We start from the raw sequence: 14,957 nt of genomic DNA, 5'->3' as shown, positions 1-14,957 counted from the left end.
GTTTTATGTAGATAGGTTAGACAGTCAAAGAATAGGTGTAAATATACCAAAGATTTACAACAAAACCACATGATATAAATCATAAAGTTTACAAGGAAATTTACTTTTTTTACTGATTTTCAGATATTTAAATTTTTATAAACATAAAATTGTTTACAAATAATAAAAACTTTAATCAAAATAAAATAAACAAAGTAATCAAAAATGAATAGCCAACAACGACCTATAATCCTACTAAAAAAGACTGAATAACAGCCGTTTTTAGTAGGATCGAATCGAATGATTCTATAAATAAATCTTAGAAATTAATACTCAAAAGTTCCGTAGTTACTTTTAATGGTTAGCTTTTTTGTATCAGCTGCTTCTACTCTACCAACAATCTGTGCATCGACATTAAATGTTTTAGAGATTGCGATAATAGCATCTGCTATTTCAGGAGAAACATACAGTTCCATGCGATGACCACAATTAAAAACTTGGTACATTTCTTTCCAATCTGTGCCAGATTGTTCCTGAATCAATCGAAATAAAGGCGGAACTTCAAATAAGGAATCTTTTATTACATGGACATTATCCACAAAATGCAATACTTTAGTCTGAGCTCCTCCACTGCAATGTACCATTCCATGAATATCCTCAGAAGAAAATTTAGTCAAAATCTCCTTTATAATTGGCGCATAGGTACGTGTTGGCGAAAGTACTAATTTACCTGCATCCAAGGGTGAATCAGCAACCGCGTCAGTAAGTTGGACACCCCCAGAGTACACCAAGGACTCTGGTACCGCTGCATCAAAACTTTCAGGATATTTCGAAGCTAAATAATTAGCAAATACATCGTGTCTTGCCGAGGTAAGACCGTTACTCCCCATACCTCCATTATATTGGGTTTCATAAGTAGCCTGACCATAAGAAGCTAGGCCAACAATAACATCACCTGGGCGAATACGCGAATTGTCAACAACATCACTTCTTTTTATGCGAGCTGTCACTGTTGAGTCAACAATAATAGTTCGCACTAAATCTCCAACATCAGCCGTCTCTCCTCCAGTGGAATGAATAGTCACCCCATACTGCTTTAATTCTGAAATAAGCTCCTCAGTCCCATTAATAATAGCTGAAATAACCTCTCCAGGAATCAAATTTTTGTTTCGACCTATGGTAGATGACAATAATATATTATCTACGGCTCCAACACACAAAAGATCATCAACATTCATTATAAGGGCGTCTTGAGCTATCCCTTTCCAAACGGAAAGATCACCTGTCTCCTTCCAATACATATAGGCCAGAGAAGATTTTGTCCCTGCACCATCTGCATGCATAATTAGACAATAATCATCATCACCCGTAAGATAATCGGGAACAATTTTACAAAACGCCTTTGGAAAAAGGCCTTTATCTACATTCTTAATGGCATTATGCACATCCTCTTTTGCAGCGGAAACACCACGCTGGGCGTAACGTTTACTTATTTCCTGACTCATATGTTGTGTGATTTGTGCAAAAGTACATATTAATAAAAAGGAGGGCAAGCTAAAGTTGAAGGTTCCTAAAAAAGAATCCATACAAAACAAAAAATATGAAAAACTATTCCCATGTAATCATAACAACCACCAAAATCATCGTATTTTCAATGTTTCAACTCCTACGTCTGCAGTCATAAGTAAAAACCAGATTCTTTATAAAAACCCAAACCGGTTCTACCTTAATCCCTTACCTTAATTCGCTACTAAGAAATACACAGGGTTAACATACCCCTTAAAAATTGCGTTTGCAAAAGTTATTTAGTTTTCTATACTAGCATAAACTGCATTAAGATCGCTAAGATTTTAAAGTTTTTAGAACAAAACTTCCGCGACATAACTCATTTTCTTACAAAATGAATTCATTTACCATTCAATTAACTTTTTCGTGTAAAATCAATCTTCTTGAATAACGTAACTTCGCAGGCGAAATTAAATACATCACAATAAACAAATCCATTGCTGGGTGAATTTTTACTTACTATTATGAAACACTTATTAAAACTATCCTTTGTATTTCTACTATTTTCGATCACTACCCGCGGTCAAGAACAACTTTTCAAGAATAATATTCGTCAATACAAAACAAAATTAGCTGTCAAGGCAGGTAAACTAATTGAAGAAGGAAATACTATTTCTGCAGATTCGATAGACCCAACTTTTAAACCCAATGGTTACGACCCGATAGCTATAAACCTACAACCAATGCGTAAAAAAAAGCTGAACCCATCAAAGATATATGAGCAGGTTTCAGCAGCCACAGTAATTGTCTCTTCAGCAGGAAAATGTGGAGAAAAGAATGAAAAGGGAGTGTTGTGTGATCGTATACATACCTATCCAGCCTCTGGCTATATTATCGATTCAGAAGGCATTATAGTAACCAATTACCATGTTGTAAACGGATATGTTACAAAATATAACACAACTTCAAGAGATGCACTAGTAGTAATGCTTAAGGATGGTACCCTATTTCCAGTAAAAGAAGTATTGACTGCCGATAAATCGAATGATTTGGCCATTCTAAAAATCGATCCAGCCGGGACAATATTACCTTCATTACGAATTGCCTCCAAGGATGCTGAAATTGGAGACAAAACATACATTGTTAGCCATCCAAAGGGATTTTTCTATGCTTTTTCCTCTGGAATGGTAACGGACAAATTCAGTGAAATTAATGCAAATCAATACCGAAACATTATGGCTATTTCAGCTGACTATGCTGCAGGATCTAGCGGAGCAGCAATTATTGATCAGTACGGCAACGTAATCGGAACGGTATCTTACACAAAAACACTTCAACATTCAGAGGATGAATCAAAGACTCAAATGGTACTAAAAGCTACCATCCCATCATCTGCCTTATTAGCATTGATAAAAAAGGGAAATAAAAAATCAGAATAACCCATTTAGCGTTAGTATCAATAAAAAAGTGCGGCATTGCGTCGCACTTTTTTTATTGGTAATCTAAAAATATGATTTTGTATCTATAACATCGTTTTCAATATGGCTTCGATGTCCGCTTCGGTGGTATCCGGATTGATAAAACAGAAACGTGATACCGTTTCATAGGTGGCTCCCTGTTTCCACTTAGTAGGTGTCACCAACGCGAAACCTTCTTGATGATTGGTATAGGTCCAATGGGTATAATCCTCCGGAGTCCACCCCTTTCTTCTAAAAAGAACACAACTTAAACTTGGATCGCGCACCAACTCCAATTCAGGATGACTCTCTATCATTTTTCCAGCAATTTGGGCAAGCTCTATCCCTCGCTCTATGGCTTGTTTGTACCTATCTGTACCATGCATGGCTAATGAAAACCACAAAGGAAGTCCTCGGACACGACGAGTAAGCTGAATTTGATAATCTGAAGGGTTAAAACCATGAGCTCCTTCATCTTTAAAAATATCCAAATAAGAACCTTCTTGGGAATGCGCTTTTTTAGCCAGTTCAGGATTACGATAAATTACTGCACCACAATCATAGGGTGAAAATAACCATTTATGCGGATCTATTGTAACACTATCCGCATGCTCAATTCCATTAAATAAATGGCGAACTGAATCTGCAGCTAATGCCCCTCCGCCATAAGCTGCATCCACATGAAACCAAATATGTTCCTTTCCGCAAACCTTGGCAATTCCATTTAAATCATCTATAATTCCTGCATTGGTGGTTCCTCCTGTAGCCACAACTGCAAACAACCTTTCTCTTTCTTCATTTGGCAGTTCATTTATGACTTCAGCTAACCTATCACCACTTAGTATATCTTCAGTATCTATTAATAAGATATCGGTGTCTATTACTCTAGCCATAGCTTTAATAGAGGAATGTGCTCCAATAGAGGTTATCATAAGACCCTTTCTTTGTGCATTAGTTGAATCTAAACTCCTCCAATATTCACGTGCGGTAACCATTGCAGATAAGTTAGCTGCCGTTCCTCCACTGGTAAACACTCCAAAAGCTCCTTGAGGCATTCCTGTTAGTGACACCAACCATTCCATAGCTTGATTTTCAGCAAAAATACCTCCCGCACCTTCCATCCAATAAGCTCCATGGATACTAGAAGCCGAGGTCACTAGATCAAACATCACAGCAGCCCTTGTAGGTGAAGCAGGCACAAATGCTAAGTGCCGTGGATGATCTATGGGAACCGTTGCTTTTACCAGAACTTCCCTCCATAGCTTAAAGGCTTGTTCACCACCAATACCTTCTGGAGTAATAGTCTCTCCTACTAATTTTTTAAGCTCTTCTTCCTTTTTAGGAATGCCAAGCTCCGGATTTGTATTGGTAATACGCCCAATGGCATATTTCATGACATCCAATGTCATTTCTACTAAATCTATATCTATATTGTGCATAAATCGTAATTTTAGCCAAATTTACAACCTGTCAAGCAATCAGGCCTTATGTTTACATCAATTTGTAACACCAACAACACAACACCTCAAAAAATGAAAAAGGTTTTTACCGCATTTAATACTCTTTGCACTTTGGTTTCTTTTCTATTATTGACCTCTCCCACTTCAGCTCAGACAAAGGACCACTTTACTGTACTACAGTTTAACATTTGGCAGGAGGGCACTGTTGTAGAAAATGGTTATGAGGCCATCGTAAATGAAATTATACGATTAGACGCCGATTTTATTGCTCTTAGCGAAGTTCGTAATTACAATAACTCACTATTTTGTGATCGGATTGTAGCCTCACTCAAAGAAAAAGGTCATACATTTTATTCCTTTTTCAGCTATGATTCTGGTATACTTTCACGTTACCCCATAAGTTCTCATGAAGTCATATTCCCTGAAAAGGATGATAAAGGAAGCGTATACAAAGCCATCATTGATTTTAAAGGAAATAAGGTTGCTTTTTATACCGCCCATTTGGACTACCGCAATTGTGCTCTTTATCTACCCAGAGGTTATGATGGTTCTACCTGGAAAAAGCTTATATCACCTATTACTGATATCCCAACCATTTTAGCGGACAATACAGCTTCCATGCGGGACGATGCCATTAAATTATTTTTAAAAGATGCAGCCAAAGAAAGGGATCAAGGGCGTATTGTCATTCTAGGTGGAGACTTTAACGAACCATCCCACCTTGATTGGACTATGGCTACAAAAGATCTATATGATCACCAAGGACTCGTTATCCCTTGGACTGTTACCACCTTATTAGAGGAAGAAGGATACCAAGATGCGTATAGAGAAATGTTTCCAAATCCCCTAACCCATCCAGGGTTTACGTATCCTGCGGATTGTCCTCATGTTCCAATCAGCAAACTAGCATGGTCTCCTGAGGCTGACGATAGAGACCGAATTGATTATATTTTTTATAGCCCTACAAAAGGATTACAACTAGAGAAGGCTGCCATTGTTGGTCCGAAGGGGAGTGTAGCATATGGAAAAAGAATTCAGGAAAAAGGGAACGATCCAATTTTGCCTCCTGCCTCCATATGGCCAACTGACCATAAAGCGGTTTTAGCAGTATTTAGTCTAGTTTACTAATTACAACACTAAAACTGCAAACCCAAACTCCAAAGGTTTTAGATGGGTTAGCAAGGCGGGAATTAGTTCTGGTCCAAATTGCAAATAATGCTGAGAAAAATTATCTGTACGTTCTTGCAAGGCTTTACCTGGAAATAATTGATTTTGTAAATCAGTCATACGGGTAACTTGATCTGCTAATTTTCGCTTTTGTGCTTTTAATAGACGCTTTTCAAGAGCATTCAGCCCTTTAAGTTGCTTTACCTCCTGTGCTTTAACAGCGCTCATAAAAGATAAATCAGTCTGTTCGGCCAATGAATACAAATATTCAAATTGTTCTTGAAGTGCTTTACGTTGAGGAGAAAAATCAATATCAATATTACTTATTTCACGAACCTTACGATTAATAAAAGCATCTCTTTTAAGAAACAACTGCTTATTAGTTATTTCCATACGATTTAATTTTTCTTTTACTTTTTGAGGTATAAGCAATGCAGAATTGCGCAATAACAGTATTGGAAAAGGAACCTGTGAGGCCTCAAAAAATGATTTAAGTTCTAACCAATAGGCTATTTCACCACCTCCTCCTATATAACATAAGTTAGGCAGTACTACTTCTTGATATAAAGGTCTTAAAATTACATTGGGCGAAAAACGTTCCGGATACTGCTCAAGTTCTTCATGTAACATTTCTTCCGAAAAACGTACACTGGTGTTAAGCACTTTAAAATAATCCCCTTCCCTAACTAAGCGTTCTCTTGATCCTTTTTTTAGATAAAACAAATTGATTTCCCGGGGATTTACTTGGATAGGATAGGTAGCATCTACCGCAGATAGCTGGGCACAACTCTCCGTTACTTTATGATAAGCTTCCTGCTGGAAAATATCGGTTTTCATGTAAGGAATAAACAAACGTTTAAGTGCCGAATCATTGCCATCAACAATAACCAATCCATAGGCTCCAAAAAGCTCATTTACAAGATATCGTGTAGCCTCTGTAAGTGTCGTATGAGAAAGATAGGCATTACTGAATAATGCTTTCAAATAGTCCGCATCTTTTCCAAGCCCTAATTCTTGGGAGAACAAATGGAACACCTCATCCAACCCCTCTGTAGCTAACATTCCTACAGGACCTGCAGCTGGCGCATTCCAGCGGATTTTTTTACCATTCAGGGTGAAGTAATTAATCTCCTCAAAATCATGATCCTCTGTAGCCATCCAATATACCGGCACATAATGATTTTCTGGATTGACTTGTTTGAGCTCTTTTGCCAGGTTTATGGTGGATACAATTTTATATAAAAAATAAAGCGGGCCCGTAAAAATATTTAGTTGATGTCCAGTAGTAATAGTAAAGGTATTGGATTTCGACAAGGCCGATAAATTGGTTTGGGTAGCTTCAGAAATAGCAACATTTTTATACTGATTATGTAACGAATCAGTCAATATAGCACGTGTTTCTTTGGCATAGGTAGATTGCTTTTCTACCATTTGAGCTTTCAAGTTACCCAAGGATGGAAACCGATTATAGAAGGGCTCCAACATTGGATCTTGGTCAATGTAATCACAGATTAGTTTTGAAAAATATCCTGTTTCTCTGAAGGTTATACAGTCCGTTGGCATATAAAAATAAAAGGGTAAATTTAAACTTCTTTCATTATTCTATTACTAAAAATACGTTAAGATACTGCAACTTAGTGTATATTTAGTGTAGATTTGACCACAACAACCTTAACCAACATGAAAAACAAACACCTAGGAATCCTGCTTTTTTGCTATTTAGCAGTAACTTCCATGTTTGCGCAAACCATCCAATCACCTTCTGAATTCTTGGGTTACGAATTAGGGACACGATTTTCAAGACACCACCAGGTAATGGATTATTACCAATATATTGCCTCTATGCTCCCTAAGCAGGTAAAGTTAGTACACTATGGTAAAACATACGAACAAAGACCTCTAATAGCAGTTTATATTTCTTCTGAATCCAATATGGACCAGTTGGATGAGATCCAAAGAGCTCATAGACTTAACAGAGAAGGAAAAACCAATTCAAGTGATAAAGCTATAGTATGGTTAAGCTACAATGTTCACGGTAATGAATCTGTGAGCACCGAAGCTTCCATGCAAACACTATATGAATTGCTTACAGAAAAACAAAATTGGCTAGAGAATACGGTGGTTATCATTGATCCTTGTATGAATCCAGATGGTCGTGATCGTTATGTGAACTGGTATAACCAGAAGGCAAACAGCCCCTTTAATGTTGATCCCAATAGTTTAGAACACCAGGAACCTTGGCCAGGAGGTCGAGCAAATCACTATCTTTTTGATTTAAACAGAGATTGGGCATGGGTAACTCAAATAGAAAGTAAACAACGTCTCAACCTATTTAATCAGTGGCTACCACATATTCATGTAGACTTCCATGAACAGGGAGTAGATGCTCCTTACTATTTTGCCCCAGCTGCTGAACCTTTGCATGAGGTCATTACGCCATTCCAGAGAGAATTTCAAACAACTATTGGAAAAAACCATGCTCGTTATTTTGATGCCAACGGATGGTTCTATTTCACCAAAGAAATATTTGATTTACTCTATCCAAGCTATGGTGACACTTATCCTACCTATAATGGAGCCATAGGAATGACCTACGAACAAGGAGGAAGCGGACGTGCAGGTTTAGGTATTATAACAAGGTATGGAGACACTCTTACCCTTAAAGATCGAATTTCTCATCATCATACCACTGGACTTTCTACTGTAGAAGTAGCCTCTTTAAATACTCAAAATCTAATCAAAGAATATAAAAACTTTTATACACAGAGAAAATTCGAGCATAAAAGCTATGTCTTAAGAGGAAATCCTGATAAACTTGCGGCTTTACAAAAACTACTGGATGCACATCAAATTCAATATGGATTTGCGACTGGAACATCGGTTAAAGGAATGGACTACAACAGCCTATCAGTAAGGAATATGCAAACTACTGACCAAGATTTAGTCATCAACACCAATCAAGTTAAAGGAACTATAATAAAGGTACTTTTTGAACAGAAGACCAAACTAAGTGACTCACTTACATACGATATAACTGCCTGGTCGCTACCCTATGCATATGGCTTAGAAGCAATTGCCTCTCAGACTGAAGTCCCCTCACTACAAAGGGCACCCCTTTCAATCTCTACTATAAAATCTGAAGATTCTTATGCCTATTTAGGAGATTGGAATAGTTTGCAAGACGCTCGTTTTTTAGCTGAATTACTCCAAAATAATATTCGAGTTCGTTATACTGAAAAGCCATTCCAAATAAACCAAAAGACCTTCACCCAGGGAAGTTTAATAGTTACGAGAGGAGACAATCGAAATTTTAATAATTTTGATCAAACACTTATTCAAATTGCCAATTCACACAACAAAGAATTAACTGCCGTTACTACTGGAATGGTTGATGTTGGAAAAGATTTTGGATCTGAATCAGTAAAAATGGTTCCAAAAATAACGGTTGCTCTTCTAGCGGAAGGAACCACTTCTTCTTTAAGCATGGGTGAGACTTGGCATTTCTTTGAACAACAACTAAATTATCCTGTTACCGTCTTAAATGAGCAAACCATAAATAAAGTTGATTTAAGCAACTACGATGTATTAGTAGTCCCAGAACTATATGGTAACTATTTTGTGGGAGACAGCCTGAAAAAACTGAATAATTGGATTCAAGAAGGAGGTAAACTCATTGTTATTGGAAATGCTATTTCATATTTTACAGGAAACGATTATGCCATTCGTAAAGTTGAATCAACAGATATATCAGAGGACGATACTGCTAAAAAAACTCCTTTTCAAAACAGCGAACGGGAGTATATTAAAAATATGATTACAGGCGCCATCTTTAAGGCAAAAGTAGACAATAGTAACCCTTTGGCCTTTGGTTATGACGATAGCTATTTTACTCTAAAATTAGGAAGTGAAGGGTATCAACTACTTAAAAGTGGAAATGCCGTGTATCTTGAAGACAATGAACCTTTTGCAGGTTTTGCAGGTAGTGAAGCAAAAAAACAACTAAAGAATACGCTCATTTTTGGAAACCAAAGCTATGGAAATGGGCAAATCATATATATGGTTGATAATCCACTTTTTAGGGGATTTTGGGAAAATGGCAAGTTGTTTTTTGCTAATGCATTATTCTTTGTAGGAAATAAATAATAGACATATCACTCTTAAAAACTAAACATTAATTTAATTACATCAATCTATGCGAATCCATTATGTGAACACCAAAACTTTGGTCTTACTTGCAGCAATGGCTCTTTCTTTTCAGCCCGCTGAGGCTCAAAAAAAAGACCGAAAGAGTAAAAATGCTCCTGTAACAGCTACTGCACCAAAGCCGGCAGAAAGCAAAACAAAAAAGATCAGTGATCTAGTAAAAGGTCACGAAAAATTAGATGGACTTTTCCCTATTTACCGAGACACCACTTCAGGTACAATTCAAATGATCATCTCAGAAGATCAAATTGGCAAAGAGTTTATCCATTTTAATCAAATAGCAAATGGGGTTGTGGACGCTGGAGCCTTCAGAGGTTCTTACCGTGGTTCAAAAATCTTTAAAATTGTTAAATTTTACAACAAAATTGAATTTGTTGAACAAAACACTTCTTTCTATTTCAACCCAGAAAGTGAACTTTCAAAATCTGCCGACGCTAATATTTCTGAGAGCGTTATAAGCAGCGTAAAAATTGAAGCAGAGGACAAAGAAAAAGGGCTTTACCTAATTAAAGCGGATGAACTATTCTTAAAAGAAACTTTTTCTCCTGTAAAGCCACCAGCCTTCCCGGGTTCTTCACCTATGGCCTTTAGATTAGGTAACCTAGACGGGAATAAGTCTAAAATTACCGATATCCGAAATTATCCAAAAAACACAGACATGGTGGTAGATTACGTGTACTCTAACCCTTCTGTATTAAATGGTGGTTCTGAGGCGGTAACTGATGGAAGAAATGTAACCATTAAGGTTTTCCATAACCTAATGGAAGTACCTAATAACGATTACACTCCTCGCTTTGACGATCCTAGAGTAGGATATTTCACTACGAATGTAACTGATATGACCACTGCGGATGCAGCTCCATATAGAGACTTAGTACATCGTTGGCATCTTAAGAAAAAAGATCCAAATTCGGCTATTTCTGAGCCCGTAGAACCTATTGTTTGGTGGATTGAAAACTCCACTCCTATGGAATTCCGTGAAACTATTACGGAAGCTGTTTTACAGTGGAATATTGCTTTTGAAAAAGCAGGATTTAAGAATGCAATGCAAGTAAAAGTTCAACCTGATGATGCTACCTGGGATGCTGGGGATGTACGTTACAATGTTTTGCGTTGGACTTCCTCTCCTCAACCTCCTTTTGGTGGATACGGTCCTAGTTTTGTAAATCCAAGAACAGGACAAATCTTAGGTGCAGATATTATGCTTGAGTACGTTTACCACACCAATCGAGTAAAACTTGATAAGTTATTCAACTCTCACCCTAAAGAAGAGTCGGTGGAAACTACTCATTCCCATGAACCTTTCTACTGCTCTTTTGGAGAAGTTATGCAAGAAAACATGCTTTTCGGGCAAGCAGTATTAAAAGCAATGAATGCATCTGACGATGAAATGGAAGGCATGAAAAAAGAGGCCATGCTTGAATTACTTATGCACGAGGTAGGACATACGTTAGGTCTAAACCACAACATGAAAGCCAGTCAGTTATACTCTCCAGCACAGCTTGATGATGCAGATTTTATGAAGGGTAAAGCACTAACAGCCTCTGTAATGGATTATACAGCTATCAATGTTGCAAATCCAGGTAAAAAACAAGGAAACTACTATACGGTAACTGTAGGACCTTATGACATATGGGCTATTCAATTCGGATATACCCCTTTTGCCTCAGAGAAACAAATGCAAGATTTATTAGCACTGTCAACTAAGCCTGAGCATATTTTTGGAAATGATGCCGATGATATGCGTTCTCCTGGTAAAGCAATAGATCCAAGAGTGAATACAGGAGATATGAGTAATGATCAAATATTGTACTCTATCAATCGTATGAAACTTATTAATGGAATGTATGCCGATTTATTAGAAAAATCTAAAAAACCTGGAAAATCATATCAAGAGTTCTCTCAGTCCTTCAACACCCTTATTGGTCAATATGTAGGTGCCGCAAATATTGTCACTCGCTTTATTGGTGGTGTGTATGTGGATCGTGCCATGGTAGGACAAGTAGGTGCTACACAGCCATACACTCCGGTAAGTTATGCAGATCAAAAAAGAGCAATGAATACCCTAAGTACCTACCTATTTAGTAAAGATGCTTTTAACTTACCTAGTAACCTTTACAATCACCTAGCGTTGCAACGAAGAGGATTTAATTTCTTTAGTGGTCCGGAAGATCCTAAAATCCATTCACGAGTATTGATGTATCAAAAAAATGCATTAAATCATCTTTTACACTACAATACGTTACAACGTATTAGTGATTCTGAATTGTACGGAAACAAATACAAGCTAGCAGAATTCATGAGTGATTTAAACAAAGCCATTTTTGCAGCTGACAGCCAAGGAAGTGTAAATAACTTCCGTCAAAACTTACAAATGGAATATACTAATATGCTTATTGATATGCTTAATGGTCAAGGTAAGGGACGTTACTCTCATTTAGCTAAATCAATGGCTTTACAAAACTTGAAAAGCATACGTAGTATTGCCGCTAACGGAGCTGGTGATACGGCTACCAAAGCACATAAGACACATTTGGTAACTCGTATTGACAATGCGTTAAAAGATGTGAAGTAATTTCTGTTTTTCAGAGATATAAGAAAGGGTTGCAGTTTGCAACCCTTTCTATTTAATATATTTTTTATTCCTACCTATTGAGGCACTCCATAAAGGTCAAAGTCAGCAGCTTCCGTGATATGTACATTTACAAATTCTCCAATTTTTACATAGTGCTGTGTTGCATCAATTAACACCTCATTATCCACATCAGGGGAATCAAACTCAGTTCTACCTATGAAATAAGTTCCTTCTTTTCGATCAATTATACAACGGAAGGTCTTCCCTACCTTTTCTTGATTAAGCTCCCATGATATCTGAGATTGGATATCCATTATTTCTGAAGCTCGTGCTTGTTTCACCTCCTCTGGCACATCGTCAATAAGTTGATAAGCATGGGTATTTTCCTCATGGCTGTAGGTAAAGCATCCTAAGCGTTCAAACCGCATTTCAGAAACCCAGTTCTTCAAAATTTCAAAATCCTCCTCAGTCTCTCCTGGATATCCAACAATTAGGGTAGTACGAATTGCCATATCCGGTACAGCAGCTCTAAAGGATTCCAACAATTTAGTTGTCTTTTCCTGAGTGGTTCCTCTCCTCATTGATTTCAGGATGGAATCAGAAATGTGTTGCAAAGGAATATCGAGATAATTACATATTTTAGGCTCTTGTTTCATTACCTCCAACACATCCATTGGAAATCCGGTTGGGAATGCATAATGTAAACGAATCCACTCAATCCCTTCCACTTTTACTAATGCAAGCAACAAATCTGCTAAGCGACGCTTTTTATATAAATCCAGGCCATAATAGGTCAAGTCCTGAGCAATTAGTATTAATTCTTTAACTCCATTTGCCGCAAGTTTTTGAGCCTCAATCACCAAATCTTCAATCGGAGTACTTTTATGAGTTCCTCTCATAAGAGGTATAGCACAGAAGCTACAGGGACGATCACAACCTTCAGCAATTTTTAAATAGGCATAGTTTTTCGGCGTTGTTGTCAAACGCTCCCCTATAAGTTCATGCTTGTAATCAGCTCCTAGCGCTTTTAACAACCTTGGCAAGTCTGAAGTCCCAAAATATTGGTCTACATTGGGAATTTCTTTCTCCAAATCAGGCTTGTAACGCTCACTAAGACAACCTGTCACAAACACTTTATCTACAAGCCCCTCCTCCTTCTTCTGCATAAATTCCAAGATGGTATTTACGCTTTCTTCTTTAGCATTATTGATAAAACCACAGGTATTAATCACAACAATGTTACCTTCTTCCTCATGTACAACTTCCTTTCCATTAGCTCGTAATTGCCCCATAAGGACTTCACTATCATATACGTTTTTGGAACATCCTAACGTTACTACATTTATTGTATTCTTTTTTAATGACTTGGTTCTCATTATCTTGAAATTTGGAGTGCAAAAGTACAACTTTTAACCTTATTTAAGATGACCAACCTAAGATTATACTATTGAAAATAAATCAGCTAGTTATACGGTAGTGGATTTAGTTGTCAAATAATTTAAATGTATTTTAGTAATTTATAAACCCTAACAAAATGCCTCGAATCCTACTTTTATGTTGTTTCTTTTGTCTTATTGCATGTCAAAAAGATGACACATCCCAAACTAATTCTCAAACCTAATTCCCTCCAACCTCTAATACCACATGGGAAACAGTGACTCCTGAATCGCTTCAATGGTCCACTAATGCATTAGAAGAATTATACCAATATCTGGATAAAAAAAACACCAAAGCCTTTATCATCCTCAAAAATGGTCGAATAGCTATAGAATATTACTTCGATGGTTTTTCTGCCAATAATCCATGGTACTGGGCTTCGGCAGGCAAAACATTAACAGCAACAGCTGCGGGTATTGCACAAGACGAAGGTCTTATTGATATTAATCATAAAGTGTCTGATTATTTGGGGACTGGGTGGACCAGCGCTCCTTTAGAAAAAGAGAATTTAATTCAAATTAAACACTTATTAAGTATGACTTCGGGACTTGATGATTCTACTGGTGATAATGTTTCTCCTGAAAACTTACAGTATGTCGCAGATGCAGGTACAAGATGGGCGTACCATAATGTATACGTACTCATACAAGACCTACTTGAGCAAGCTAGTGGACAAGAATGGAGCACCTATTTCAATTCCAAAATAAAAAACAGAATAGGGATGACAGGGACTTGGACAGAACTTAATAACTTAAGCGTGTATTGGAGTAATGCAAGAAGCATGGCACGCTTTGGTCTTATGATCGCCTCAGAAGGCAAGTGGGATACTGATCAAATTGTACCAAAATCATATGTACAAGAAGCAGTGAACACCTCTCAACAACTTAATCTTTCGTATGGCTATTTATGGTGGTTAAATGGAAAAGCGTCCTTTAGACTTCCACAATCCCAGATGCAATTCAACGGCACTCTTATACCCGAGGCTCCATTAGATATGTTTTGTGCTCTGGGAAAAAACGATCAAAAGATATATATAGTTCCCAGTAAGGACCTGGTCATCATTAGACTTGGAGAGGTTGCCGAAGGAGAAAATTTTGCGCTTTCAAACTTCGATAACGAACTTTGGAAAAAAATAAATGCGGTTATACCTTAACCGCATTTATTCATCCTCCT

At 37.3% G+C, this 14,957-nt stretch carries 9 protein-coding genes; 5 read left to right on the top strand and 4 right to left on the bottom strand.

Annotated elements, in window-relative coordinates:
• Positions 1–305: 305 nt before the first annotated feature.
• Positions 306–1,484, bottom strand: a complete 1,179-nt coding sequence (locus PT603_RS01250; protein WP_008238100.1) for an AIR synthase related protein — start codon at positions 1,482–1,484, stop codon at positions 306–308.
• Between the two features lie 525 nt (positions 1,485–2,009).
• Between PT603_RS01250 and PT603_RS01245 the strand changes: the two genes are divergently transcribed.
• Positions 2,010–2,924 (top strand): S1 family peptidase, encoded by a 915-nt coding sequence (locus PT603_RS01245; protein WP_040488618.1) that lies wholly within the window; start codon positions 2,010–2,012, stop codon positions 2,922–2,924.
• Positions 2,925–3,007: 83 nt separating this feature from the next.
• On the opposite strand, the gene PT603_RS01240 is transcribed toward PT603_RS01245, so the two are convergent.
• Positions 3,008–4,381 (bottom strand): pyridoxal phosphate-dependent decarboxylase family protein, encoded by a 1,374-nt coding sequence (locus PT603_RS01240; protein ID WP_008238110.1) that lies wholly within the window; start codon positions 4,379–4,381, stop codon positions 3,008–3,010.
• Positions 4,382–4,474: 93 nt separating this feature from the next.
• Here PT603_RS01240 and PT603_RS01235 point away from each other — a divergent pair, with 93 nt between their 5' ends.
• Entirely contained in the window at positions 4,475–5,530 is a 1,056-nt protein-coding gene (locus PT603_RS01235; RefSeq protein WP_008238111.1) for an endonuclease/exonuclease/phosphatase family protein, read from the top strand.
• On the opposite strand, the gene bshC is transcribed toward PT603_RS01235, so the two are convergent.
• Positions 5,531–7,132 (bottom strand): bacillithiol biosynthesis cysteine-adding enzyme BshC, encoded by a 1,602-nt coding sequence (bshC, locus tag PT603_RS01230; RefSeq protein WP_008238112.1) that lies wholly within the window; start codon positions 7,130–7,132, stop codon positions 5,531–5,533.
• Between the two features lie 117 nt (positions 7,133–7,249).
• Between bshC and PT603_RS01225 the strand changes: the two genes are divergently transcribed.
• Both PT603_RS01225 and PT603_RS01220 read left to right on the top strand, forming a co-directional pair.
• On the top strand, positions 7,250–9,712 hold the full coding sequence (locus tag PT603_RS01225; protein ID WP_008238113.1) for a M14 family metallopeptidase: 2,463 nt from the start codon (positions 7,250–7,252) through the stop codon (positions 9,710–9,712).
• A 49-nt stretch (positions 9,713–9,761) separates the two neighbouring features.
• On the top strand, positions 9,762–12,347 hold the full coding sequence (locus tag PT603_RS01220; RefSeq protein WP_008238114.1) for a zinc-dependent metalloprotease: 2,586 nt from the start codon (positions 9,762–9,764) through the stop codon (positions 12,345–12,347).
• Between the two features lie 74 nt (positions 12,348–12,421).
• On the opposite strand, the gene rimO is transcribed toward PT603_RS01220, so the two are convergent.
• On the bottom strand, positions 12,422–13,723 hold the full coding sequence (gene rimO, locus PT603_RS01215) for a 30S ribosomal protein S12 methylthiotransferase RimO (RefSeq protein ID WP_008238120.1): 1,302 nt from the start codon (positions 13,721–13,723) through the stop codon (positions 12,422–12,424).
• A gap of 278 nt (positions 13,724–14,001) precedes the next feature.
• Here rimO and PT603_RS01210 point away from each other — a divergent pair, with 278 nt between their 5' ends.
• On the top strand, positions 14,002–14,937 hold the full coding sequence (locus PT603_RS01210; RefSeq protein ID WP_008238121.1) for a serine hydrolase domain-containing protein: 936 nt from the start codon (positions 14,002–14,004) through the stop codon (positions 14,935–14,937).
• Positions 14,938–14,957: the final 20 nt, after the last annotated feature.

The organism is Imtechella halotolerans (assembly GCF_028743515.2).
Taxonomy (GTDB): domain Bacteria; phylum Bacteroidota; class Bacteroidia; order Flavobacteriales; family Flavobacteriaceae; genus Imtechella; species Imtechella halotolerans.
Note: the sequence above shows the minus strand (reverse complement) of the source record. Positions and strands in the feature narration are given on the sequence as shown.

Coding starts and splice junctions, on each gene's coding strand:
- PT603_RS01250 (WP_008238100.1), bottom strand. CDS start 1,484: ATGAGTCAGGAAATAAGTAAACGTTACGCCCAGCGTGGTGTTTCCGCT.
- PT603_RS01245 (WP_040488618.1), top strand. CDS start 2,010: ATGAAACACTTATTAAAACTATCCTTTGTATTTCTACTATTTTCGATC.
- PT603_RS01240 (WP_008238110.1), bottom strand. CDS start 4,381: ATGCACAATATAGATATAGATTTAGTAGAAATGACATTGGATGTCATG.
- PT603_RS01235 (WP_008238111.1), top strand. CDS start 4,475: ATGAAAAAGGTTTTTACCGCATTTAATACTCTTTGCACTTTGGTTTCT.
- bshC (WP_008238112.1), bottom strand. CDS start 7,132: ATGCCAACGGACTGTATAACCTTCAGAGAAACAGGATATTTTTCAAAA.
- PT603_RS01225 (WP_008238113.1), top strand. CDS start 7,250: ATGAAAAACAAACACCTAGGAATCCTGCTTTTTTGCTATTTAGCAGTA.
- PT603_RS01220 (WP_008238114.1), top strand. CDS start 9,762: ATGCGAATCCATTATGTGAACACCAAAACTTTGGTCTTACTTGCAGCA.
- rimO (WP_008238120.1), bottom strand. CDS start 13,723: ATGAGAACCAAGTCATTAAAAAAGAATACAATAAATGTAGTAACGTTA.